Genomic DNA, 22,190 nt, shown 5'->3' on the forward strand with positions numbered 1-22,190 from the left:
TTGCAACAGTGTAACGTTTAGAGTCAGATCTCAAGATTATCGATCAGGCGCGTCGCACCGAGCTTGGCGGCGGTCAGGACGACGAGCGGTGCGCCTGCTTCGTATTCCTCGCGGCCCGGCGCCTGCAGGTTCATGCGCTTGCGGATCGACACATAGTCGGGCTGCCAGCCGTGCGCGGCCAGGCGCTCCATCGCGTCGCGCTCCAGCGCCACGAGGTCGGCATGGCCGGCGCGGGTGCGTTCGGCCACGTACTGCAGGGTCTCGTACAGGAACGGCGCTTCGGCCCGCTCCGCGGCGCTCAGGTAGCCGTTGCGCGACGACAGCGCCAGGCCATCCTCGGCGCGGAAGGTCTCGGCGCCGATGATTTCCGTCGGCAGGGCGAACTGGCGCGCCATGTTGCGCACGATCATGAGCTGCTGGTAATCCTTCTTGCCGAATACGGCCACGCGCGGCTGCACGCAAGAAAACAGCTTGGTCACGACGGTGCACACGCCGTTGAAGAAGCCGGGACGGAACTCGCCTTCCAGGATATTGCCCAGGTCGTCGGGCGGCTGCACGCGGTATTCCTGCGGTTCCGGATACAGGTCTTTCTCGGTCGGCGCGAACAGCACGTACACGCCTTCCTTCTCCAGCTTGGCGACGTCCGCTTCGAACGTGCGCGGGTATTTGTCGAAGTCCTCGTTCGGGCCGAATTGCAGGCGGTTGACGAAGATCGAGGCGACGACCGGATCGCCGTGGCGGCGCGCCAGGCGCATCAGCGACAGGTGGCCCTCGTGCAGGTTGCCCATCGTCGGCACGAAGGCGGTGCGCAGTTGTCCGCGCAGCTGGTCGCGCAGTTCGTCAATGGTGGAGATGATTTTCATGGTATCGGATGCGTGGGTGCGTCATGCCGGTGAATAGGCGAGCCGCACGTAGATGGGGGCGAAAGGTTCGGCCTGGGTGATTTCGATTAACGTTTCTTTCGCCAGTTCGAGCATGGCGACGAAGTGCACGATGACGACGGGCACGCTGGCATGGCCGCCGAACAAGTCCGCGAACTCGATGAAGCGGGCCGACTGCAGGGTGCGCAAAATGGCCGACATGTGCTCGCGCACCGACAATTCCTCGCGGCCGATGCGGTGATGCTGGGTCAGCTTCGCGCGGCGCAGCACGTCCATCCAGGCGCGCTGCAGGTCGTGCGGGTCGACGTCCGGCCAGATCGGTCCCAGCGCCTGCTCGATGTGCAGCTGCGGCCGCGTGAAGTCGCGGCCCTCCTGGGGCAGGGCGCCCAGTTGCTGGGCCGCGAGCTTGATCTGCTCGTAGTCCAGCAGGCGCCGCACCAGTTCCGCGCGCGGGTCTTCCGCTTCCTCGATGAGGGTGTCGACGCGCTTGGGCAGCAGCATACGCGACTTGATCTCGATCAGCATGGCCGCCATCAGCAGGTATTCCGCCGCCAGCTCCAGATTGGTCTTGCGGATCTGCTCGACGTATTCCAGGTACTGCAAGGTGACCTGGGCCATCGGGATGTCGAGGATGTTGAAGTTCTGCTTGCGGATCAGGTACAGCAGCAGGTCGAGCGGACCTTCGAAGGCGTCCAGGAAGATCTCGAGCGCATCGGGCGGGATGTACAGGTCGGTGGGCAGGTGCAGCAGCGGTTCGCCGTACAGGCGCGCGATGGCGCTCTCGGCATGGGCCGCGGCGGCATCGAGGTCAGCGCCGGCCGCGGTGCCGTCGCCCGTATCGGGATCGGCGCGCCCACCGGGCGTCGCCTGCTCGGGCGCCATCGTCGTCGGCCTCGGATCAGCTCAGGTCGCGCTCAGATCTTGGTCTGGTACGGGTAAGCCTGTTGGCGCAGGCGCGATTCGTCGATGCGGCGCTGCTCGTCCAGCGAGAGCGGGGCCTTGTCCCACAGCAGGGCGCGGCCGGCTTGCTGGCGCTCTTCCATGCCCGGGGTCTGTTCTTTCAGTTGCTTGATGAACTTGGTGTGCTCGGATTCGTACTGGGAGTGTTTCATGGCTTTTCTAGGCGAGTCCAAAAAGCGGCGGCCTCGTTTATGGAGGGCCGCCGCATCATAAAAACAAGGAATGATACTGCGTGTCAGCGCTTATTGGTGCAGTGCATTGAGCTGGCGCGCGATGATGTCGTGGTTGAGCCACAGCACCGGCGCGATCTTTTCGGCCGCGCCGTGGAACATCAGCGGTCCGGCGCTTTCCAGCACGAGGGCCGACAGGTGGTCCGTGATCAGCGCCTTCTTGTCCTTGTGCAGGGAGGTGATTTCCTCGGAGGTGCCGATCATCAGGTCGGCCAGTTCCGGCGTGTTGTCCATCGGCCAGGCGTCGAAGTTGCGGAACGAGGCGCTGGTGCCGGTCTGCAGATAGGCTTCCAGCTTGTCCAGGATCGATTGCAGCGAGACGCCGTCGGCCAGCAGGCCCTGGCAGATGTCCCATTGCTCCTGTACCCACGCATTGCTCTTTCCGTCGCCATTCTCTTTCTTGAGCGCGAGAAGCAGCGGGAACAGGGACAGTTCCACGCCGACGAAGATGTCGGACGAGTTCGTGCGGATTTCCGGGCAGTTGAACACGGTGGCGCTGACGCCCTGTGCCCAGGCGGCCGCGGCGATCGACTCCAGGCGCATCTTGGCATAGCCCTGCGTGTAGTTCGTGTAGGTCTGCCACACGTAGTCGTCGCCGATCAGGATCTCGGTGCCGTGGTAGCCGTACGCGGTGTAGCGCACCTGGCCGCCCTTCGATTCCACGCGGGCGCGGATCGCGGCGGAGGCGTCGATCAGGTAGTTCAGCGTGTTCGCCGTGACTTCGTCGAAGTTCATCAGGATCAGCTTGCCCAGGTCGCTTTCCAGCAGGGCGCGCGAGGACATGAAGCGGTCGCCGCGGCCTTTATAGATGCGGTTGGCGATGGCCAGGAAGGCCTTGATCTTGGGGATGCCGCCGGCCATCGTGTGCGCGAAGAACACGTTGGCGCCGTCCGGGATCAGCTTGTCGATCTCGGCCATGACAGCCTGGGCGGCCGCCGTGAAGCGCCGCACGCCGGCGGCGCGGCAGGCTTCGATCTTGGTCCAGTCCAGCTTGTCTTCCTGCCAGCTCTTGAGAGTGATACCGGACAGCATCTCGGTCGGATTCTGCTCGCCCGGGGGCGCGTCCATGTCGAAACCGGCCATCAGCGGCACGTTGACGATATGGCCGCCGAGTTTTTCTTCAGCTTCGGCATGTTCTTCCGGCGTCAGCGCGCGCAGGGTGCCGTCGTCGTTGCGGCGGCCGACGGTGATGCCGAGGATCGTCATGCCGGCGGCGCGCGCCTCGTCGATCAGGCCGTTCACATAGCCGCGGCCGAACAGTTCGCCGAACAGGACGAAGACGTCACCTTGGCGGAACAGGGTCGCTTGCGGGATGTGCCTCAGGGCTTTGTATTCGGTCATATTTTTCGCTACCACTTAAAAGTGAATTTATTTATGGGTCGGAGCACGGTCTTTCCGTTACGGCCCTGACCGCATCTACTTAAAAAACAGCGCATTATACTGCCACCGGCGCGCGGAAACTGATGGTGTTCTGGCAAGACATTGACTCCCTTTCCATTCCGAACCACGACAGCTGATCCATGAAAGCCGTTCCGTATTGCACGGCGCTCCTCGTTGCCGTTTCGTTCGCCCCGGCCGGATGCGCCGCCACCCGGGCGGCGCCGGACTTGCCCGCCCGCGGTGCCGCCGCGGCATCCGCGACGGCCCCGGCCGCCCCGATCACCGGCAGCGGGATCCCGGCCACGCGCACCGAGAAGATGGTCGGCCAGACCGGCGGCCAGGATTGCAAGGACAACAAGAGCGCGTTGCCGTCGCCCTTGCGGGGCAATTGAGCGCTCAGCGAATCCGCATGCCCGGCTGGGCGCCGCTCACCGGTTCGAGCAGGTACAGGCCCGGATTCGTCTTTTCATCCTGCGCCGATGCGCACAGCACCATGCCTTCCGATACGCCGAACTTCATCTTGCGCGGCGCGAGGTTGGCAACCAGCACGGTCAGCTTGCCGATCAATTGCTCCGGCTGGTAAGCCGACTTGATACCCGAGAACACATTACGATAACGGCCTTCGCCCACGTCCAGCGTGAGGCGCAGCAGCTTGCTCGAACCTTCGACGTGCTCACAATTGACGATCTTCGCCACGCGCAGGTCGATTTTCGTGAAGTCGTCGATCGAGATTTCCGGCGCCAGGGCTTCGATGTCGGCGGATGCGGCGGTCGCCGCCGCGGCGGTCGTCACCGCGCCTGTCGCCACGGCGGGCGCGGCGTCGGCAGCGGCCGGCGCCGGCTTGTCGAACAGGTCCTCGACCATCTTGGCGTCCACGCGCTGCATCAGGTGGCTGTAGGCGTTGATGGTGCGGCCGAGCAGCGGGGCGTAGACGCGCTCGCCCTGCGTGTCGTCCCACGAATAGGCCTCGTCGCCGAGGAACGCGCGCACGCGCGCGGCCACGTGCGGCAGCACCGGCGACAGCATGATCGTCAGCTGGCGGAACAGGATCAGCGCGGCGGTGCACACATCGTGCAGTTCGGCCGTCTTCGTCTCGTCCTTGGCCAGGAGCCACGGCTTGTTTTCGTCGACGTAGCGGTTGGCGACGTCGGCCACTTCCATGATCTCGCGCAGGGCCTTGCCGAACTCGCGCGACTCGAAGTTCGCCGCGATGCTGGCCTGGCGCTCGCCGTTCTCACCGTTCAGGGCACGGGCGATCCATTGTTTGGCGTCATCCGACAGTGCGGACGCCAGCTTGCCGTCGAAGCGCTTGGCGATGAAGCCGGCGCAGCGGCTGGCGATGTTCACATACTTGCCGATCAGGTCGCTGTTCACGCGCGCGACGAAGTCGTCGCCCGTGAAGTCCAGGTCCTCGACGCGGGCGTTCAGCTTGAACGCGAGGTAGTAGCGCAGCCATTCCGGATTCATTTTCAGATCCAGGTAGCGCAGCGGCGAAATACCCGTGCCGCGCGACTTCGACATCTTTTCGTTGTTCACGGTCAGGTGGCCGTGGACATTGACCTTCAGCTTGTCGATGATCGGGTGGCCGGAGAAATTCAGCATCGCCGGCCAGAACAGCAGGTGGAACGAGACGATGTCCTTGCCGATGAAGTGCACTTGCTCGGCGGCCGGATCTTTCAGGAAGGCTTCGTAATCGAGGCCCTTCTTTTCGAAGTAATTCTTGAGGCTGGCCAGGTAGCCGACCGGCGCGTCCAGCCACACGTAGAAGAACTTGCCCGGCGCGTCGGGAATCGGGATGCCGAAATACGGCGCGTCGCGCGAGATGTCCCAGTCGGCGAGCTTCTCGCCGTGTTCGCCCAGCCATTCGGACACCTTGTTGACCATCTCCGGCTGCAGGCGGCCCGGCGTGTTCAGCCACTCCTTGAGGAATTGGAAGCAGCGCGGGTCGGACAGCTTGAAGAAGTATTGTTCGGACGGTTTCAGGATCGGCGTCGATCCGGTGAAGACGGAGTACGGATTGATCAGCTCGGTCGGCTGGTAGGCGGCGCCGCACACCTCGCAGTTGTCGCCGTACTGGTCCTTCGCGTGGCAGACCGGGCACTCGCCCTTGATGTTGCGGTCGGCCAGGAACATGCCTTTCGCGGTGTCGTAGAAGCGGTCGACGGTCTTCGTGGTGATCAGGCCGTTGTCGCGCAGGCGGCGGTAGATGCTCTGCGACAGGTCGACGTTTTCCGGCGAATCCGTCGAATGCCAGTTGTCGAAGGCGATGTGGAAGCCGTCCAGGTATTGCGCGCGGCCGGCCGCGATCTTCGCGACGAATTCCTGCGGCGTCACGCCTTCCTTCTCGGCGGCGATCATGATCGGCGTGCCGTGCGTATCGTCGGCGCCGACGAAGTGCACGATCCGCTGTTCGCCGGCGTCGCGCTGCATTCGCTGGAAGCGGACCCAGATGTCGGCCTGGATGTACTCCATCATGTGGCCGATGTGGAAGGCAGCGTTGGCGTAGGGCAGGGCAGTGGTGACGAACAGCTTGCGTGTCATGGTCGGTGATTGCATGGGATGTAAAAAAAGGCATTTTACCAGCGGATCACCTCGACGCGCAGCGGGCGCGCCGCGCATTTGCCAGCCTGGCAACAGTCGAACCCCCGTTTTGCGCTAAACTTGCGCATCACATCCGGAGAACCCAATGAGCATCACGCCTGAAGACGTCAAGTCGGCCCTGGCCGCTGTCGTCGATCCCAATACCAATAAAGATTTCGTATCGTCCAAGGCAGTCAAGAACATCCAGATCGACGGCGGCAGCGTCGCCCTCGACATCGAACTGGGCTACCCGGCGAAGAGCCAGGCGGCGGGCATCCGCGCGTCCGTCGTCGACGCGCTGCGCAAGCTGCCCGGCGTCCAGAACGCCAGCGTCAACGTCACGACCAAGATCTTGTCGCACACGGTCCAGCGCGGCCTGAAGGTGATGCCGAACGTGAAGAACATCATCGCCGTCGCCTCCGGCAAGGGCGGTGTCGGCAAGTCGACGACGGCCGTCAACCTCGCGCTGGCGCTGGCCGCCGAGGGCGCCGCGGTCGGCCTGCTGGACGCCGACATCTACGGCCCGTCGCAGCCGATGATGCTGGGCGTGAACGGCCGTCCGCAAAGCCTGGACGGCAAGACGATGGAGCCGCTGGAAAACCACGGCGTGCAGGTGTCGTCGATCGGCTTCATGATCGATCCGGACGAACCGATGGTGTGGCGCGGCCCGATGGTCACCCAGGCCCTGCAGCAGTTGCTGGAACAGACCAACTGGAAGGATCTCGACTACCTCATCGTCGACATGCCGCCGGGCACCGGCGACATCCAGCTGACCCTGTCGCAGAAAGTGCCCGTCACGGGCGCCGTGATCGTCACGACGCCGCAGGACATCGCCCTGCTGGACGCGCGCAAGGGCCTCAAGATGTTCGAGAAGGTCGGCATCCCGATCCTCGGCGTCGTGGAAAACATGAGCACCCACATCTGCTCGAACTGCGGTCACGTCGAAGCGATCTTCGGCGCGGGCGGCGGCGAAAAGATGTGCGCCGACTTCCACGTGGAATTCCTCGGCAAGCTGCCGCTGCAGCTGTCGATCCGCGAGCAGACGGATTCCGGCACGCCGACCGTCGTCGCCGAACCGGATGGTGCTGTGGCCGCGATCTATAAAGACATCGCGCGCAAGGTGGCCGTCAAGGTGGCGGAGCAGGCGAAGGATATGACGGCGAAGTTTCCGACGATCGTCGTCAAGAACGACTAGAGGGGTCAGAGCCCGGTTCTTCCTTTAGGGCTCTGACCCCGGTGCTCAGCCACTGACCTCGGTGCTCAGCCACTGCCCCCGGTGCTCAGCCACTAACCCAGGTGCTCAGCCACGATCGAATTTGACAACCGATTCCTGACGCTTAGTCACATATCCACCGTTTTGCCTGATCAGATGAGGTCGGAGCCCTAACGGAAAAACCGGGCTCCGACCCCATGAAACTTGAAACTATCCGCACCCACCTCCGTGCGCTGGGCGCGCAGCCCCTGCACGAAGACCGCGTGCTGCGCGACTGGGTCCGCGTGATGGACCACGACCGCGGCCGCCGCCGTCCCGACGATTTTCTCCCGAAGCCCGTCCGTGAAGCGCTGCCGCGGCTGGACGCCGAACTGGATGCGCTTGCGCGGGTCGTCAGTACGCACCCCGCCGACGACGGCTCGGCCCGGCTGCTGGTCGGCCTCGCGGATGGCCAGGCCGTCGAAACCGTGCTGCTGCCGCGCGACGGCGTGTGCGTGTCGAGCCAGGTCGGCTGCGCGGTCGGCTGCCAGTTCTGCATGACGGGGCGTGACGGCCTGATCCGGCAGGTGACGAGCGGCGAGATCGTCGCCCAGGTCGTGCTGGCGCGGCGCCTGCGTCCCGTGAAGAAAGTCGTGTTCATGGGCATGGGCGAGCCCGCCCACAACCTGGACAATGTTCTGGAAGCCATCGACCTGCTCGGCATCGAGGGCAATATCGCGCACAAGAACCTCGTGTTCTCGACGGTGGGCGACCCGCGTGTGTTCGAGCGCTTGCCTGCGGGGCGCGTGAAGCCGGCGCTGGCGTTGTCGCTGCACACGACCAAGGCCGACCTGCGCGCACGCCTGCTGCCGCGCGCGCCGCGCTTCACGGCGCGCGAACTCGTCGACGAAGGCGAGCGCTATGCGCGCCTGACGGGCTATCCGATCCAGTACCAGTGGACGCTGCTGGACGGCGTCAACGACGGGCAGGACGAGCTGGATGCCCTCGTGGGCCTGTTGCGCGGCAAATATGCGGTGCTGAACATGATTCCCTACAATACGAACCCGGGCCTGGACTTCCGCCGTCCCAGTTGGGACAAGGCGCGCGCGATCGCGGCGTGGCTGTTCGAGCGTGGCGTGCTGACCAAATTGCGCGACTCGGCCGGGCAGGACGTCGACGGCGGCTGCGGCCAGCTGCGGGCGCGGGCGGCGGGGGAGCGGCCTGTCACCTTACGGCGCGTGGTCGCGTAAGGTCCACGTCGCGACGGCTTCCACGGCCGCGTTCGACATATACCAGTCGTTCACGACGAGCGCCAGCGTGTCCACCCGCATCGTCCCGAGCGGCATCGCGCGCAGCCCGGCCAGCACCGCGGCCAGCCGCGCCGGGTCCCGCGGCGGCGCGACGAAGCGCAGCAGCGTCGAATGCGCCGTGACGAGCCGGTAGCGCTGGTCCAGCGAGCCGTCCAGTCCGCTCGCGCGCAACACGTCGCGCAGGCGCGCGCGCAGCAATTCCAGTGTGCCGTCGCGCGGAAAACCCCGGGCCAGCACGGCGCCGCGCGAGATCGTGATGCCGTCGAAATCGACGTCGAACGCGGGCAGGTCCGCCACCGCGGCGCGCACGGCCGCGGCATAGTCCGCGCGGCGCGCCAGGTGCGGCGCGTAGTCCGCGGTCACCGTGAACAGGGACAGGATCGTCACGTGCAGGTCGGTGCGGGGCTGGCGGTACTGGCGCGGGTCGGCGTCGGTCAGGCGGTCCTGCAGCGCGCCGAGGCGGGCGGCCAGCGCCGGTCCGGGGCGCGCGACCAGGGTCAGGCCGCGGCGCGGGTCGAGGCCGCCGGCCAGGTGGGTGTCGCAGTCGACGTCGCCGCTGGATACCGCGGGCCAGGCGCGCTCCCACATGGCGTCATAATGGGTGTGCAGATCGGGAAGGTCGCTCATCGATGCGATTATCGCCGGTGCGCAGTGTCTTTGCCACGTGCGCATTCCCGGTCACGGCGGGCGCCGGGTGAAACGTCGGCGCGCGACCCGGGTCGAAGCCGATTTCTTGCGCGTGGATCCGGCCACCTCGGGTGGCGTTGTCGCGGGCTTGCGCGCCTCGCCCGTTGGCGGGGCAGGCTGTAAAATAGCTGCTTGACCAACATCCAGGCCGTATCCCACCATGACCGTCCGTACCCGTTTCGCCCCCAGCCCGACCGGCTACCTCCACCTCGGCGGTGCGCGCACCGCGCTGTATTCGTGGGCCTACGCCCGCCACTTCGGCGGCACCTTCGTCCTGCGCATCGAAGATACCGACCTGGAGCGTTCGACGCCGGAAGCCGTGCAGGCGATCCTGGAAGGCATGCAGTGGCTGGGGCTCGCCCACGACGAAGGCCCGTTCTACCAGATGCAGCGCATGGACCGCTACCGTGAGGTGGTCAAGGGCATGCTGGACGCCGGCACCGCTTACCTGTGCTACTGCTCGCCGGAAGAAGTGGAAGCGATGCGCGAGCGCATGCGCGCCGCGGGCGAAAAGCCGCGTTACGACGGCACCTGGCGCCCCGAACCCGGCAAGACGCTGCCGCCCGTGCCAGAAGGCGTGAAGCCGGTCGTACGCTTCAAGAATCCGCTGGACGGCGAAGTCACGTGGCACGACGTCGTCAAGGGCCCGATCACCATCGCCAACAAGGAAATGGACGACCTCGTGATCGCCCGCCCGGACGGCACGCCGACGTATAACTTCTGCGTCGCCGTCGACGACTGGGACATGAAGATCACCCACGTGCTGCGCGGCGACGATCACGTCAACAACACGCCCCGCCAGATCAATATCCTGCGCGCGCTGGGCGCCGAGCTGCCGCAATACGGCCACCTGCCGATGATCCTCGGCGCGGATGGCCAGAAACTGTCCAAGCGCCATGGCGCCGTCAGCGTGATGGACTATCCGGAGCAGGGCTATCTGCCGGAAGCGATGCTGAACTATCTCGCGCGCCTCGGCTGGAGCCACGGCGACGACGAGATCTTCTCGATGCAGCAGTTCACCGAGTGGTTCAACCTGGAGCACCTGACCGCGTCGGCCGCGCAGTTCAATCCGGAAAAGCTGGGCTGGTTGAACAACCATTACATCAAGCTGGCCGACAACGAGTGCCTGGCCGGCCTGGCGCGTCCCAGGATGGAGCGCGAGGGCGCGGTGTTCGACGGCGCGCCGCCGCTGGCCGCCGTGCTGGGCCTCATGAAAGAGCGCACCAACACGATCAACGAACTGGCCGACGCCGCCATGCTGTTCTATCGCGCGCCGAAGCCGGAGGCGGCGCTGCTGGCCCAGCACCTGACCGACGCCGTGCGCCCGGCCCTGGCCCAGTTTGCCGAGCGCCTGCGCGACGTCGAGTGGACCAAGTCCGCGCTGTCCACCATGATGAAGGAAGTGCTGGCGGCGCACGGTCTCAAGATGCCGCAACTGGCCATGCCGCTGCGCCTGCTGGTCACCGGCCAGCTGCAGACGCCGGCCATCGACGCCGTGCTGGAATTGTTCGGCCGCGACGCCGTATTGGCCCGCGTGAATAAAGGTTTGTGATCGCCTCTGGGTATTTGCGAAATGCAAGTGCGTCCGCTATAATGCTCGCACTTCAGCACTGCGGGGGTATAGCTCAGCTGGGAGAGCGCTTGCATGGCATGCAAGAGGTCAGCGGTTCGATCCCGCTTACCTCCACCACGTTCTGAAGTAGATTGCGACGTTCAGGTCCCCATCGTCTAGAGGCCTAGGACATCACCCTTTCACGGTGAGTACCGGGGTTCGAATCCCCGTGGGGACGCCAGGCTCGCGATCGCGACGTTGAAAAACGACGTAAGCAGTAGTTGTAGTGTGTTATAGTGCTGTTTTTCCGCAGGGGGTATAGCTCAGCTGGGAGAGCGCTTGCATGGCATGCAAGAGGTCAGCGGTTCGATCCCGCTTACCTCCACCAAGCAGGGAAAACAGCGTAACGCATTGCAGTCCAGGGTCCCCATCGTCTAGAGGCCTAGGACATCACCCTTTCACGGTGAGTACCGGGGTTCGAATCCCCGTGGGGACGCCAAGAATTTGGTTTTGAATTGCAAGGAAGCCGCCTTGAAGCGGCTTTTTTATTGAGTGCGGACACCAGCATCCGCATTCAGACGGGGTCAGAGCCCAATCGGGAAATCCGGGCGCTGACGCCGGAAGGAAAAATTTGGGGGTATAGCTCAGCTGGGAGAGCGCTTGCATGGCATGCAAGAGGTCAGCGGTTCGATCCCGCTTACCTCCACCAAGTTTAGGCAGTAGCGAAGTTCGGGTCCCCATCGTCTAGAGGCCTAGGACATCACCCTTTCACGGTGAGTACCGGGGTTCGAATCCCCGTGGGGACGCCAGTTTTTTTGGTGTATGATGCCGCGACAGGCATAGCAACAGGAAGTTCCGAGGTCCCCATCGTCTAGAGGCCTAGGACATCACCCTTTCACGGTGAGTACCGGGGTTCGAATCCCCGTGGGGACGCCAAGAATTCGGCACACAGCAGCACACAGTTTTAGGTCCCCATCGTCTAGAGGCCTAGGACATCACCCTTTCACGGTGAGTACCGGGGTTCGAATCCCCGTGGGGACGCCAGTCAAAAGCCGGAGCAGACCAACGCGCATGCGCGGACAGGTGCTCCGGTTTTTCTTTTGGGTCCGCTAACCATGCATCTCGATCAACGCTCCACGACACTCGCCATCTTCTGCAAGGTGGTCGACAACTTCGGCGACATCGGCATCTGCTGGCGTCTCGCGCGGCAACTGCATGACGAACATGGCATCGCGGTGACGCTGTGGGTCGACGATCTCGCCAGCTTCCGGCGCATCTGGCCGTCCGTCGCCGTCGATGCGGACACGCAGATCGTGGACGGCGTGCGGATCGTCCACTGGCGCGGCCAGGACGACGCGTTCGCGCCGGCCGACGTGGCCGACATCGTGATCGAGTTCTTCGGCGTCGACATCCCGCCGGGCTATATCGCCGCGATGGCGCAGTGCGAGCCGCGTCCCGTGTGGATCAATTACGAAGGGCTCAGCGCGGAGGCATGGGTCGAAGGGTGCCACACGCTGCCGTCGATGCACCCGCGCCTCAAGCTGACCAAGCATTTCTTCTTTCCCGGATTTACGCCGCAGACGGGCGGCCTGCTGCGCGAGCGGCACCTGCTCGCTGCGCGCGACCGGTTCCAGGCCGACCCGGCGGCGCGCGCCGGTTTCCTCACGCGCCTTGGTGTCACGGCGGACGAGCAGGCGGCGCTCGCGGTCAGCCTGTTCTGCTATCCGCAGGCGCCGCTGGCGGACCTGTTCGCTGCGTGGCGCGACGGCGGCCGGCCGCTCACCTGCCTCGTGCCGCAAGGCGTCGCGCGCGCGCAGGTGGGTGAGTTCCTCGGCGCCGAACCGGTGCCGGGCGCGCACGCCACCCGCGGCAGCCTGAGCGTGCGCGTGATCCCGTTCCTGTCGCAGGACGACTACGATCGCCTGCTGTGGTCATGCGACCTGAACGTCGTCCGTGGCGAGGATTCCTGGGTGCGCGCGCAATGGGCCGGGCGACCATTTGTTTGGCACATTTATCCGCAAGATGAAAACTTGCATCATGTTAAACTCCGCGCGTTCCTGCACAAGTACGCGGTGAACCTGCCTGGCCTGATCGATTTTTCCCTGCGCTGGAATGGCGTGGAAGAGGATGTGCCGACCGCTTGGCCGGCCCTGTGGACGTCCTTGCAAGCCGGATTGCCCGCTATCGCCGAACGCAATATCGAATGGCAAACACTGATGTTGGAGAATGGCGACTTGGTGAGCAATCTGCTGGATTTCGCCCGGTCGCTGCGGTAGGCGACGGGCGAGGAACATGGTATCATGCTTGATTACTGCAACTCATTTTTAGGTTAAAACCCTCCCTATGAAACCCGCAAAAGAAATCCGTGTCGGCAACATCATCATGGTTGATGCCAAGCCTTTCATCGTGCTGCGCTCCGACGTCAATGGCTCGAGCCGCACGGGCTTCACGTACAAGTGGAAGATGAAGAATCTTCTCACCAACGCGCCGCTGGAAAACGTGTTCCGCGGCGACGACAAGTTCGACGTCGTCGTCCTGGACAAGAAGCCGGTGACCTACTCGTACTTCGCCGACCCGCTGTACGTCTTCATGGATGAAGAGTACAACCAGTACGAAATCGAAGAAGAAAACATGGGCGACGCCATCAACTACCTGAAAGACGGTATGGAATGCGAAGCCGTGTTCTACGACGGCAAGGCCATCTCGGTCGAACTGCCGATCACCATCGCACGCCAGATCATCTACACGGAACCGGCCGTCAAGGGCAATACTTCGGGCAACGTCCTGAAGGAAGCCAAGATCGAGAACGCCATCGAAGCCAAGCAGTTCACCATCCAGGTGCCGCTGTTCGTCAACCAGGACGACACGATCGAGATCGATACCCGTACCGCCGAATACAAGCGCGTCGTCCGCAACTAAGCCGACCCGCCCCCGAAAAAACGCTGCCTGCCGGGCAGCGTTTTTTTTCGTCGTGCGTCCGGCTCGGCTGCTATGCTGGGGTATTCTCGGGGAGGCCGCATGGATCGCAGGGATTTCGTTCGACTGGGACTGGCCGCAGGCGCCGCGGCCGGCTTGACGACCACGGCGCAGGGCAAGGATCCCGACGCCGTCCTGGATGCCGGCGTGCGTGCGCAGCAGGCGTTGATGGAAAGCGGCAAGCTGACGTCGAAGACGCTGGTGCAGCGCTACCTGGCGCGCATCGCCGCCCTCGACAAGGCGGGCCCGCGTCTCAACGCCATCATCGAACTGAATCCCGATGCCCTGAATATTGCCGTGGACCTCGACGGCGAACGCCGCGCGGGCAAGGTGCGCGGTCCGCTGCACGGCATTCCGGTGCTGCTCAAGGACAATATCGCGACTGGGGACCGGATGAGCACGAGCGCCGGCTCGCTCGCGCTGGACGGCGTGCGCGCCACGCGCGATGCGTTCGTCGCGGCACGGCTGCGCGCGGCCGGCGCCGTCATCCTCGGCAAGACCAATCTGTCCGAGTGGGCGAACATGCGCTCGACCCATTCCGTCAGCGGTTGGAGCGGACGCGGCGGCCAGACGCGCAATCCGTATGCGCTGGACCGCAACACGAGCGGTTCCAGTTCCGGCGCCGGCGCCGCGATGGCGGCCGGGTTCGCCACGCTCGCGATCGGCACGGAAACCGACGGTTCGATCGTGTCGCCGGCGTCGATCTGCGGCATCGTCGGCATCAAGCCGACCGTGGGACTCGTCAGTCGCAGCGGCATCATTCCCATCGCCCACTCCCAGGACACGGCCGGCCCGATGACGCGCACCGTCGCCGATGCCGCGCTGCTGCTGGCCGCCATCGCCGGCGCCGATCCGGACGATGCCGCGACCCAGGCCGGCCAGGGCAAGCCGGGCGACTATGCCGCGGCCTTGCGCACGGACGGCTTGCAGGGCAGGCGCCTGGGCGTGGCGCGTAATTTCTTCGGGAATCATCCGGCCGTGGATGCCGTCATTACCGCCGAGCTGGCCGTCCTCGAAGCCCAGGGCGCGACGCTCGTCGACGTGCAGCTGCCGAATGCCGACAAATACGGCGACACCGAACTGGAAGTGCTGCTGTCCGAGTTCCGGCCCGACCTGGAGGCGTATCTGGCGCGCTACGCGGCGCATGCGCCGATCAGGACGATGGCCGACCTGATCGCCTTCAACGACCGGCACGCCGCCCAGGAATTGCGCCACTTCGGCCAGGAACACTTGATCGCGGCCCAGGCCAGGCCGGGCCTCGACGCCAGGGCCTACCGCGACGCGCTCGCCAACAACCACCGCTACAGCCGTGCCGAGGGCATCGACCGGATCCTGCGCGAGGAAAAACTGGATGCGCTCGTCGCGCCGACCGGCGGCACGGGCTGGCTCACCGACTACATCAACGGTGACCATGATGGCCCGGGCTTTTCGTCGCCCGCGGCCGTGGCCGGCTACCCGCACGTGACGGTGCCGGCCGGCCAGGTGCACGGCCTGCCCGTCGGGTTGTCGTTCGTCGGCGGCGCGTGGAGCGAGGCGGCCCTGATCGCGATGGCCTATGCCTACGAGCAGGCCAGCCAGCGCCGCCGACCGCCCACTTTTCCGGCGTCGGTCAACGTGAAGGCTTGACGCCGTCGCCCTTGACCCAGAGGAAGGCGCAGACGGACGAGGCCAGCGCGCTGGCCGCGCACACGACCATCGCCGCGTGGAACGGCGCCAGCAGCGCGCGCCCTTGCGCCGTCAGCACGACGCCCAGCAGTGCCGTCGCGATCAACCCGCCGCCGCGCGCGACCGCGCTGTTGAAACCGGACGCGATGCCCGTGTGGCTGCCGTCGACGGACGACAGCACGGCCGTCGTCAGCGGCGCCGCCACGCACGCCATGCCGACGGCGATGACGAGGATCGCGGGCAGCACGGTCGCCGCATAATGGCCGGGGCCGATGCGCGTGCCCAGCAGGAATCCTCCAGCCACGAGCAGCGCGCCGATCGACAGCGGCAGCCGCGACCCGTGGCTGCCGGCCACCCGGCCCATCAGCGGTGACCCGACCGCCAGGACGATCGGGAAGGGCAGCAGCGCGGCGCCCGCCTGCTTGGCCGTGTAGTGCAGGGCCTGGATCAGCACATAGGGCACGAGCAGCATCAGGGCGCCCAGGGCACCGTACAGCAGGAACGTCATCAGGTTCAGGCCGGAAAAGCTGTGCGACCCGAACAGCTTCAACGGCAGCATGGCCTTGTCGCCGGCGCGCCGCTCGACCCACAGGAACGCGAGCAGGACGACGACGCCGGCCGCCATCCCGAGGGCGGACGTTGTCGTCACGCCCTTGTCGGCCGAGGCGGCGGCCAGGCCCCACGTGAGGCAGCCGAGGCCGGCGCTGGCGAGCAGGGCGCCGGCCGGATCGAGCGCCACCGGCTTGTCGCCGCGCGGCACGCGCACGTAGCGCCAGCCGAGCAGGATCGCCAGCGCCGCGATGGGCAGGTTGATATAAAAGACGGCGCGCCAGCCGACCGTGTCGATCAGCCAGCCGCCGAGCAGCGGCCCGATGGCGCCCGCGGCGGCGCCGGCCGCGGCCCAGATGCCGATCGCGCGGCCACGCGCCTTGCCTTCGAACGTGGCGCCGAGGATGGCGAGGCTGTTCGGCAGCAGCAATGCGGCGCCGACGCCTTGCAGCACGCGCCCGCCGACGAGCAGCCACAGGCGCGGCGCCCACGCGCACAGCAGCGAGGCCAGCGCGAACGCCGCGATGCCGGCAAGCAGGATGCGGCGCCGGCCGTAGCGGTCGCCGGCCGCGCCGCCCAGCAGTAACAGCGAACTCAGCGGCAACAGATAGCCGCTGACGACCCACGACAGGTTCGCGCCCGCACCGCCCAGGTCGCGGCCGATGGCGGACAAGCCGACATTGACGACCGAGCCGTCGATGAATGCGAGGCTGCTCGCCAGGATCGACGTGGCCAGCACGAGGTTCGGATGGGCGGCATGGCCGCTGGCCGGGGTGCTGTCGGCCAGCGGACGGTCGCAGTGGGCGGGCAGGGTGCTCATGCGGCGCGGTCCGGGCCTGGCCGTCGTCAGCGCGACGCGGCCGCCTGTTTGGCCTTGGTGAACACGGGGCCCCACAACGGATGGCCGTGCTCGCCCGGCGCCAGGTCGAACGACGGGTCGAGGCGCAGCGCGCGGTCGAACGCCTGCCGGCACGGACCCGGCCGCGAGGTCACGCAATAGCTGAAGGCCATATATTTCAGGGCCGTGAGGCGTGTGGCGAGCGGGCCGTTGTTGACGTCGCGCGCGGACAGGCGCCGGATCGCGCCGTTGTAGTCGCCGTCGTTGTACAGGCGGATGCCTTCCTGCAGGCCGGCGCTCGGGGCCGGCGTCTCGTCGCGGTCGCGCGGCCTTTCCCTCGGACGCGCCGGCGGTTCGCGCGGCGGCGGCGCCTCCCGTTCCGCCGGCGCGACCGCCTTCGGATGGCTGGGCGTGCGTGCCGGCTTCCGGTCGAAGCCGGGAAAGCCGGCGCATCCGCCGAGCAGGGCGGCCGTGGCGGCCAGCAGCACGGCGTGGACGAGGGGACGAGCGGGGTGCTGGATAGTCATGGGTCTCCGGGCAGTCATCGGGACTCGTCGTTGAAGTCGACGCCGATCAGGCCATCGCCGCTCGCCGTGTCGACCTCGAGCATGCGGTCGTGGAAATTCGGGTTCGTGACGCGGATCGTGTGGCGGCCGGGCGTCAGCACGAGGCGTTTGACGGGCGGGCTGACGCCGCGGTCGACGCCGTCCACGTAGACGATGCCCCACGGCTGGATTTGCAGCTTGTACAGGTTGCCGTTCGGCGTCACGACGACACCGGGCAGGCGGCTCGCCGGCATCGGGTGGCCTTGTGCGCCGGGGGCGGTTGCCTGCGCCGCTGCCGGGCCGGTTGCCTGCGCGGCGGCGGTGGCGCCGTCGGCGGATGCGCCGGCCGCGCTCATGTCGGGCGCCACCGGTGCCTGGAGCGCCGGCGCGGGATAGGCCGCGCTGCCGTTCGTCGCGCCACGTGCCGCATCGGCGCCATTGTTTGCGGCACGCGGTCCGTCGCCTTGCTGCGGCAAGGTCAGCACGATGTGGTCGAAGGAGCCCGTATCGCGCATTTCGGCGAACAGGGTGACGGCGAGCGCGACGAGGACGGCGCCGCCGCCCGCCGCGACGGCCCAGCGTTGCCAGCTGCTCAGGCTGAAGTTCCGGCGCGGGCGTCCGGTGTCTTGCATGAAGGCGGGCAGGCCGTCCGACGCCGACGCCGCGCGCATGGTGCCGGCGTCATGCCCGACAGCGTGTGGATCGGTGGCGGCCGGCTGCGGCGCGACCGCGTCCGGTGCGGCGTGCACGTGCGATGCCGCCGTGGCGCCGACGGCCGGCCCGAGCGGGACGATGCCGAGCAGGTCGCGCAATTCCCCGATGCTGCGCGGACGGCGCGCCGGATCGGGATCCATGCAGCGGTCCACGGCCTTGACGAGGGAGTCGCTATAGTCCTCCGCCCGGCCTTCCAGTGGTCCGGCGGGCGCGAGCTCGCGCGTGATCGCGTAGTGGACGATGCGCGCCAGCGCGTTCAGGTCGTCGCTCTCCTGCGCGTCCGGCGGGCCGGTGTCGGTGGGGATGAGCAGCGGCTCGCCATTTTCGTGGAACACGATCGTGTCGGGCGTGATGGCGCGATGCGGCATGTGCATCGCGTACTGCAATTCGAGCGACTGCAGGATCTGGCGGAAGATCTTGCGGCACCAGACCTCGTTGACCTGCTCGGGACTGTATTCGACGATGTCCCTGACGGTGCGGCCTTCGAGGTGATGCTGCTCCGGTCCGATGGTAGTTAGGCTGGTCATATTGCTAAGGCATGGGCTTGGCAAAATCATGCCAGATTTGCAGGTCCCATGCCCCGCGCTCTGCTCAACCGTGCGCGCCTGTTACAAATGTTACAAATGGCCGGACCGCGCAGGTCACCGGCTTCAGTCTTCGATGAAGCGCATCTTGAAGTTGCGGCCCTTGATGACACCGAAATCCGGACCCAGCGGATTGCCGTCGTTCAGCCGGTCGAACGCCTGTTGCGCGATGCGGCGGTCGAGCGCGACGTAGCTGACGAATTCGAAGATATTGATCTTGCCGACCTGTTCCTTCGGCAGGCCCGCATCGCCGGTCAGCGCGCCCAGCAGGTCGCCGGGACGCAGCTTGTCCTTCTTGCCGCCGGACACGCACAGCGTCACCATCGGCGCCGGATCGACAACAGCGTCGGCATCGTCGCCGAGCTCGGCGAGGGCGTGCCACTCGGCCGTGAAGCCCTGGGCGTCCTCGATCAGCCGGACCCAGCGCTTTTCGTTCGGCGCGCACAGCGACAGCGCCAGGCCGGTCGCGCCCGCGCGTCCGGTCCGGCCGACGCGGTGCACGTGCACTTCCGGGTCCTTGGAGACGTCGATGTTGATGACCGCCGCCAGCCCGGCGATGTCGATGCCGCGCGCCGCGACGTCGGTCGCGACGAGCACGGCGCAGCTGCGGTTGGCGAAGCGCACGAGCGTCTCGTCGCGCTCGCGCTGTTCCATTTCGCCGTACAGGGCCAGCGCGGAAAAGCCGAGCTCGCGCAGGGCGTCGGCCACCTCGCGGCAGCGCGCCTTCGTGTTGCAGAACGCGATCGCGGATTCGGGCCGGTGATGCCGCAGCAGCCGCGCCACGGCATCGACGCGGCCGTCGAAGCCGATCTCGTAGAAGCGTTGCTCGATGCGGGCCGGCGCATGCGCGGTGTCGACCGCCACGTCGAGCGGATCGCGCAGGAAGCGCGCGGTGGCGGCGCGGATGTCGTCCGGATAGGTCGCGGAGAACAGCAAGGTCTGGCGGTGCGCGGGGCAGGCGTGCACGATCGCGGCGATCTCGTCGTAGAACCCCATGTCCGTCATGCGGTCGGCCTCGTCCAGCACGAGGGTGCGCAGGCGCGCGAGGTCGAGCGTGCGGCGCTGCAGGTGATCGCGGATGCGGCCCGGCGTGCCGACGACGATGTGCGCGCCGAATTCCAGGCTGGCGATCTGCGGACGCATCGGGACGCCGCCCGTCAGCACGACGACCTTGACGTTGCCGATGCCGCGCGCCAGCCGGCGCAGCTCGTTCGCGACCTGGTCGGCGAGTTCGCGCGTCGGACACATGACGAGCCCCTGCACGGCGAACAAGGTCGGATTCAGTTTCAGCAGCATGCCGATGCCGAACGCGGCCGTCTTGCCGCTGCCCGTCTTCGCCTGCGCGATCAGGTCGCGGCCTTCGAGGGCCAGCGGGAGCGTGGCGGCCTGCACGGGCGTCATCTGTTTATAGCCGAGCTGGTCGAGGTTGGCCAGGAAGGGGGCTGCCAGCAGCAGCGAGGAAAAGGCGGTGTCGGACATGTCGTCGGCCGCGCCCGGGCGCGGCGGTTGGTTTGCCGCGTGGGGCGGCGTTTCGTTGCCGCTCAGGCCGCCGGCTTCCAGACAGGCAAGCCGGTCAGGTCGAGATCGGGATCGTGTTTCCAGACCGGCAGACCGGTCACATCCGTGTGCGCCAGGTCGACCAGCATCAGCTGTTCCTGCTTCGGCATCGTGCGCCGCGCCCGGGTGCGTTTGGGCGCCGGCGCCGGGTCGACGGATGGATCGAACGGTACAGCGACAGAGACAGCGGCGGTATCGTCGTGCGGCGCCGGCTCGAAGCCGGGCAGGTTGAAGGTCGCGTTGTCTTTCTTGTCTCTCATGCGCTGCACTGGCCCAGAAAACAAAAGCCCGGCTGCAAGAGTCGGGCTTGTTGTTACGGTATTTGGTTGCGGGGACAGGATTTGAACCTGTGACCTTCGGGTTATGAGCCCGACGAGCTGCCAGACTGCTCCACCCCGCGTCTGAGTACGCTATTCTAACCGGTTCGGCAGCGAAGCGCAAATCGGGTTGCACAGTTGCTCATCCGGCGCGTGCGTACACGGCGCTTCGGCCGTGCCCGCCATCCGGCACCTGCACACGCGGCGTTCCGGCCGCGCCCGTCGTCCGGCATGCGCACGCGGCGCTCCGGCCGCGCCTGTACCGCGTTCATGCCGCGCGCAGGCGCCACAGCGACGTCACCTCGGCCATGCGCGCCGCCGCCAGCGGATCGTCGGGATCGCTGGCCTTGGCGTGCGTGGGACGGATGTCGTGGCGGCCGGCGACGTCCAGGCCGGCATCGCTTATCCAACCGAGCAATTGATCGCGCGAACGCAGGCCCAGGTGCTCGGCCAGGTCGGACAGGATGAGCCAGCCTTCGCCGTCGGCGCGCAGATGTTCCTTCAATCCCGCAAGAAAACCCCTGAGCATGCGGCTGTCTGGATCGTAGACGGCATATTCGATGGCGGAACTCGGCTTGCCCGGCAGCCAGGGCGGATTGCAGACGACGAGGTCGGCGCGGCCCTCGGGATACAGGTCGGCGCGCACGACTTCCACCTGCCCGGCGAGGCCGAGGCGTTCGACGTTGGCGCGGGCGCAGCCGAGCGCGCGCTCGTCCATGTCGGTGGCGAGCACACCTTGCATGCCGCGGTGCGCCAGCACGGCCGACAGCACGCCGGTGCCGGCGCCGATGTCGAACGCGAGCTTGGCGTCCGCCGGCAGCGGCGCCTGCGCCACGAGCTCGACGTATTCGCCGCGCACGGGCGAGAACACGCCGTACCAGGGATGGATACGCTCGTCGAGGGCGGGGATGAACACGCCCTTGCGGCGCCATTCGTGCGCGCCGATCACGCCCAGCAGTTCGCGCAGCGACGCCACGTACGGCTCGGCCGCCGAACCATACGCTTCCGTGCACGCCTCGTGCACGTCGGGCGCGCGGCGCAGCGGAATGGCGTGGCCGGCATCGAACGGGATCAGGAGCATCGCCAGTGTGCGTGCGCGCTGCAATTGCGCGAGGCGGTGGCGGTGGAATTGTTCGGTGAGCGACGTTGCGGCCTTGCCGGCCTTGCCGCGCCTGGCCCGCGGGCCTTTATGGTCGACGCGGCGCACGAGCGCCTGCAGCAGCTGGCGCGCGTTCTGGAAGTCGCCGCGCCACAGCAGCGCGGTGCCGTCCAGCGCGAGGCGCCAGGCCGTGTCGGCATTCATCGTGTCGTCGGCGAGCACGACCTTGCGGGGCGCCGGCCAGCCGCTTTCCGAGCGCCAGTGCGCCGAGCGTTCCTCGCCGTGTTCGATCCAGTGGATGCGCGCCGCGCCGTCGTGAGTCGTCATCGCCGTTCCGATCAGTGGTGGTGATGCCAGTGGAGTTCGTTCGACTCGACGAACGATTTCACGGCATCCGGGTTGCCGGTCGCGTGGCGCTTGATCTCGCCGCACGCGCAAATGCCCTGGTAGGGCTGGACGTGCGAGCAGGCGGACACTTTCTGCAGGGTGAGCTTGACCGGCTTGGCGCATTTGGCGCATTTGAAGGTCAGGAAACGGGCGGGTTTGGACATGATGGGCAGGAACAACGGGTCAA

20 protein-coding genes and 9 tRNA genes are annotated in these 22,190 nt (G+C 66.5%); 15 read left to right on the forward strand and 14 right to left on the reverse strand.

What is annotated here, in order from left to right; genetic code table 11:
• Window positions 1–23 precede the first annotated feature (23 nt).
• From panC to U9J41_RS01400, 4 genes are all read right to left on the reverse strand, one after another.
• Window positions 24–863, reverse strand: a complete 840-nt coding sequence (gene panC / locus U9J41_RS01385) for a pantoate--beta-alanine ligase (protein WP_322399812.1) — start codon at window positions 861–863, stop codon at window positions 24–26.
• 21 nt (window positions 864–884) lie between these two features.
• On the reverse strand, window positions 885–1,763 hold the full coding sequence (locus tag U9J41_RS01390) for a segregation and condensation protein A (RefSeq protein WP_322399813.1): 879 nt from the start codon (window positions 1,761–1,763) through the stop codon (window positions 885–887).
• A 32-nt stretch (window positions 1,764–1,795) separates the two neighbouring features.
• Complete coding sequence (locus tag U9J41_RS01395) at window positions 1,796–1,993, reverse strand: DUF3460 family protein (RefSeq protein WP_322399814.1); 198 nt, start codon at window positions 1,991–1,993, stop codon at window positions 1,796–1,798.
• Window positions 1,994–2,083: 90 nt separating this feature from the next.
• Entirely contained in the window at window positions 2,084–3,412 is a 1,329-nt protein-coding gene (locus U9J41_RS01400) for an enoyl ACP reductase FabMG family protein (RefSeq protein WP_322399815.1), read from the reverse strand.
• A 179-nt stretch (window positions 3,413–3,591) separates the two neighbouring features.
• On the opposite strand from U9J41_RS01400, the gene U9J41_RS01405 reads away from it, so the two are divergent.
• Window positions 3,592–3,843 (forward strand): hypothetical protein, encoded by a 252-nt coding sequence (locus U9J41_RS01405; protein ID WP_322399816.1) that lies wholly within the window; start codon window positions 3,592–3,594, stop codon window positions 3,841–3,843.
• 4 nt (window positions 3,844–3,847) lie between these two features.
• Here the strand turns inward: U9J41_RS01405 and metG are convergent, their stop codons facing one another.
• A complete protein-coding gene (metG, locus tag U9J41_RS01410; RefSeq protein ID WP_322399817.1) occupies window positions 3,848–5,992 on the reverse strand; it encodes a methionine--tRNA ligase in 2,145 nt (714 codons plus the stop codon).
• A gap of 145 nt (window positions 5,993–6,137) precedes the next feature.
• Between metG and apbC the strand changes: the two genes are divergently transcribed.
• Together apbC and U9J41_RS01420 are read left to right on the forward strand one after the other, a co-directional pair.
• Window positions 6,138–7,226, forward strand: coding sequence for an iron-sulfur cluster carrier protein ApbC (gene apbC / locus U9J41_RS01415; RefSeq protein WP_322399818.1), 1,089 nt, complete (start codon window positions 6,138–6,140; stop codon window positions 7,224–7,226).
• Between the two features lie 215 nt (window positions 7,227–7,441).
• Window positions 7,442–8,473, forward strand: coding sequence for an RNA methyltransferase (locus tag U9J41_RS01420; protein ID WP_322399819.1), 1,032 nt, complete (start codon window positions 7,442–7,444; stop codon window positions 8,471–8,473).
• On the opposite strand, the gene U9J41_RS01425 is transcribed toward U9J41_RS01420, so the two are convergent.
• Window positions 8,453–9,160 (reverse strand): 2'-5' RNA ligase family protein, encoded by a 708-nt coding sequence (locus U9J41_RS01425; protein WP_322399820.1) that lies wholly within the window; start codon window positions 9,158–9,160, stop codon window positions 8,453–8,455. The two genes, U9J41_RS01420 and U9J41_RS01425, sit on opposite strands and share 21 nt — an antisense overlap.
• 220 nt (window positions 9,161–9,380) lie before the next feature.
• Between U9J41_RS01425 and gltX the strand changes: the two genes are divergently transcribed.
• From gltX to U9J41_RS01485, 12 genes are all read left to right on the forward strand, one after another.
• Window positions 9,381–10,772, forward strand: a complete 1,392-nt coding sequence (gltX, locus tag U9J41_RS01430) for a glutamate--tRNA ligase (protein WP_322399821.1) — start codon at window positions 9,381–9,383, stop codon at window positions 10,770–10,772.
• 62 nt (window positions 10,773–10,834) lie between these two features.
• Window positions 10,835–10,910: transfer RNA gene (locus U9J41_RS01435), tRNA-Ala, on the forward strand.
• A gap of 27 nt (window positions 10,911–10,937) precedes the next feature.
• Window positions 10,938–11,013: transfer RNA gene (locus U9J41_RS01440), tRNA-Glu, on the forward strand.
• 71 nt (window positions 11,014–11,084) lie between these two features.
• Window positions 11,085–11,160 (forward strand) — tRNA-Ala (locus U9J41_RS01445).
• Window positions 11,161–11,195: 35 nt separating this feature from the next.
• A tRNA-Glu gene (locus U9J41_RS01450) sits at window positions 11,196–11,271 on the forward strand.
• Window positions 11,272–11,405: 134 nt separating this feature from the next.
• Window positions 11,406–11,481 (forward strand) — tRNA-Ala (locus U9J41_RS01455).
• 24 nt (window positions 11,482–11,505) lie between these two features.
• A tRNA-Glu gene (locus U9J41_RS01460) sits at window positions 11,506–11,581 on the forward strand.
• A gap of 51 nt (window positions 11,582–11,632) precedes the next feature.
• Window positions 11,633–11,708, forward strand: a tRNA-Glu gene (locus U9J41_RS01465).
• 32 nt (window positions 11,709–11,740) lie between these two features.
• Window positions 11,741–11,816: transfer RNA gene (locus U9J41_RS01470), tRNA-Glu, on the forward strand.
• A 71-nt stretch (window positions 11,817–11,887) separates the two neighbouring features.
• The gene (gene earP / locus U9J41_RS01475) at window positions 11,888–13,048 is read left to right on the forward strand and encodes an elongation factor P maturation arginine rhamnosyltransferase EarP (RefSeq protein WP_322399822.1); all 1,161 of its coding nucleotides are present in this window, start codon (window positions 11,888–11,890) and stop codon (window positions 13,046–13,048) included.
• A gap of 67 nt (window positions 13,049–13,115) precedes the next feature.
• Complete coding sequence (locus U9J41_RS01480) at window positions 13,116–13,691, forward strand: elongation factor P (RefSeq protein WP_056436208.1); 576 nt, start codon at window positions 13,116–13,118, stop codon at window positions 13,689–13,691.
• A 99-nt stretch (window positions 13,692–13,790) separates the two neighbouring features.
• Entirely contained in the window at window positions 13,791–15,374 is a 1,584-nt protein-coding gene (locus tag U9J41_RS01485) for an amidase (RefSeq protein ID WP_322399823.1), read from the forward strand.
• Here U9J41_RS01485 and U9J41_RS01490 read toward each other — a convergent pair.
• From U9J41_RS01490 to U9J41_RS01525, 8 genes are all read right to left on the reverse strand, one after another.
• Window positions 15,358–16,782 (reverse strand): MFS transporter, encoded by a 1,425-nt coding sequence (locus U9J41_RS01490; RefSeq protein WP_322399824.1) that lies wholly within the window; start codon window positions 16,780–16,782, stop codon window positions 15,358–15,360. The genes U9J41_RS01485 and U9J41_RS01490 overlap by 17 nt on opposite strands.
• A 26-nt stretch (window positions 16,783–16,808) precedes the next feature.
• Window positions 16,809–17,327: a TssQ family T6SS-associated lipoprotein gene (locus U9J41_RS01495; protein WP_322399825.1), complete on the reverse strand. Its 519-nt coding sequence runs from the start codon at window positions 17,325–17,327 to the stop codon at window positions 16,809–16,811.
• Window positions 17,328–17,341: 14 nt separating this feature from the next.
• Window positions 17,342–18,586, reverse strand: a complete 1,245-nt coding sequence (locus U9J41_RS01500; RefSeq protein ID WP_322399826.1) for a serine/threonine-protein kinase — start codon at window positions 18,584–18,586, stop codon at window positions 17,342–17,344.
• A 123-nt stretch (window positions 18,587–18,709) separates the two neighbouring features.
• Window positions 18,710–20,122 (reverse strand): ATP-dependent RNA helicase DbpA, encoded by a 1,413-nt coding sequence (dbpA, locus tag U9J41_RS01505; RefSeq protein WP_322399827.1) that lies wholly within the window; start codon window positions 20,120–20,122, stop codon window positions 18,710–18,712.
• A 62-nt stretch (window positions 20,123–20,184) separates the two neighbouring features.
• Window positions 20,185–20,460 carry a hypothetical protein gene (locus U9J41_RS01510; RefSeq protein WP_322399828.1) on the reverse strand — a complete coding sequence of 92 codons (276 nt, stop codon included), beginning with the start codon at window positions 20,458–20,460 and terminating at the stop codon, window positions 20,185–20,187.
• A 63-nt stretch (window positions 20,461–20,523) separates the two neighbouring features.
• Window positions 20,524–20,600: transfer RNA gene (locus U9J41_RS01515), tRNA-Met, on the reverse strand.
• 185 nt (window positions 20,601–20,785) lie between these two features.
• On the reverse strand, window positions 20,786–21,943 hold the full coding sequence (locus U9J41_RS01520) for a class I SAM-dependent methyltransferase (RefSeq protein ID WP_322399829.1): 1,158 nt from the start codon (window positions 21,941–21,943) through the stop codon (window positions 20,786–20,788).
• Window positions 21,944–21,954: 11 nt separating this feature from the next.
• On the reverse strand, window positions 21,955–22,167 hold the full coding sequence (locus U9J41_RS01525) for a hypothetical protein (protein WP_322399830.1): 213 nt from the start codon (window positions 22,165–22,167) through the stop codon (window positions 21,955–21,957).
• Window positions 22,168–22,190: the final 23 nt, after the last annotated feature.

This window comes from Massilia luteola, from assembly GCF_034420155.1.
GTDB classification, from domain to species: Bacteria; Pseudomonadota; Gammaproteobacteria; order Burkholderiales; family Burkholderiaceae_D; genus Telluria; species Telluria luteola.

Excerpts from the sequence above, each read along its gene's own strand:
- panC (WP_322399812.1), bottom strand. The coding sequence starts at position 863 with ATGAAAATCATCTCCACCATTGACGAACTGCGCGACCAGCTGCGCGGA.
- U9J41_RS01390 (WP_322399813.1), bottom strand. The coding sequence starts at position 1,763 with ATGGCGCCCGAGCAGGCGACGCCCGGTGGGCGCGCCGATCCCGATACG.
- U9J41_RS01395 (WP_322399814.1), bottom strand. The coding sequence starts at position 1,993 with ATGAAACACTCCCAGTACGAATCCGAGCACACCAAGTTCATCAAGCAA.
- U9J41_RS01400 (WP_322399815.1), bottom strand. The coding sequence starts at position 3,412 with ATGACCGAATACAAAGCCCTGAGGCACATCCCGCAAGCGACCCTGTTC.
- U9J41_RS01405 (WP_322399816.1), top strand. The coding sequence starts at position 3,592 with ATGAAAGCCGTTCCGTATTGCACGGCGCTCCTCGTTGCCGTTTCGTTC.
- metG (WP_322399817.1), bottom strand. The coding sequence starts at position 5,992 with ATGACACGCAAGCTGTTCGTCACCACTGCCCTGCCCTACGCCAACGCT.
- apbC (WP_322399818.1), top strand. The coding sequence starts at position 6,138 with ATGAGCATCACGCCTGAAGACGTCAAGTCGGCCCTGGCCGCTGTCGTC.
- U9J41_RS01420 (WP_322399819.1), top strand. The coding sequence starts at position 7,442 with ATGAAACTTGAAACTATCCGCACCCACCTCCGTGCGCTGGGCGCGCAG.
- U9J41_RS01425 (WP_322399820.1), bottom strand. The coding sequence starts at position 9,160 with ATGAGCGACCTTCCCGATCTGCACACCCATTATGACGCCATGTGGGAG.
- gltX (WP_322399821.1), top strand. The coding sequence starts at position 9,381 with ATGACCGTCCGTACCCGTTTCGCCCCCAGCCCGACCGGCTACCTCCAC.
- earP (WP_322399822.1), top strand. The coding sequence starts at position 11,888 with ATGCATCTCGATCAACGCTCCACGACACTCGCCATCTTCTGCAAGGTG.
- U9J41_RS01480 (WP_056436208.1), top strand. The coding sequence starts at position 13,116 with ATGAAACCCGCAAAAGAAATCCGTGTCGGCAACATCATCATGGTTGAT.
- U9J41_RS01485 (WP_322399823.1), top strand. The coding sequence starts at position 13,791 with ATGGATCGCAGGGATTTCGTTCGACTGGGACTGGCCGCAGGCGCCGCG.
- U9J41_RS01490 (WP_322399824.1), bottom strand. The coding sequence starts at position 16,782 with ATGAGCACCCTGCCCGCCCACTGCGACCGTCCGCTGGCCGACAGCACC.
- U9J41_RS01495 (WP_322399825.1), bottom strand. The coding sequence starts at position 17,327 with ATGACTATCCAGCACCCCGCTCGTCCCCTCGTCCACGCCGTGCTGCTG.
- U9J41_RS01500 (WP_322399826.1), bottom strand. The coding sequence starts at position 18,586 with ATGACCAGCCTAACTACCATCGGACCGGAGCAGCATCACCTCGAAGGC.
- dbpA (WP_322399827.1), bottom strand. The coding sequence starts at position 20,122 with ATGTCCGACACCGCCTTTTCCTCGCTGCTGCTGGCAGCCCCCTTCCTG.
- U9J41_RS01510 (WP_322399828.1), bottom strand. The coding sequence starts at position 20,460 with ATGAGAGACAAGAAAGACAACGCGACCTTCAACCTGCCCGGCTTCGAG.
- U9J41_RS01520 (WP_322399829.1), bottom strand. The coding sequence starts at position 21,943 with ATGACGACTCACGACGGCGCGGCGCGCATCCACTGGATCGAACACGGC.
- U9J41_RS01525 (WP_322399830.1), bottom strand. The coding sequence starts at position 22,167 with ATGTCCAAACCCGCCCGTTTCCTGACCTTCAAATGCGCCAAATGCGCC.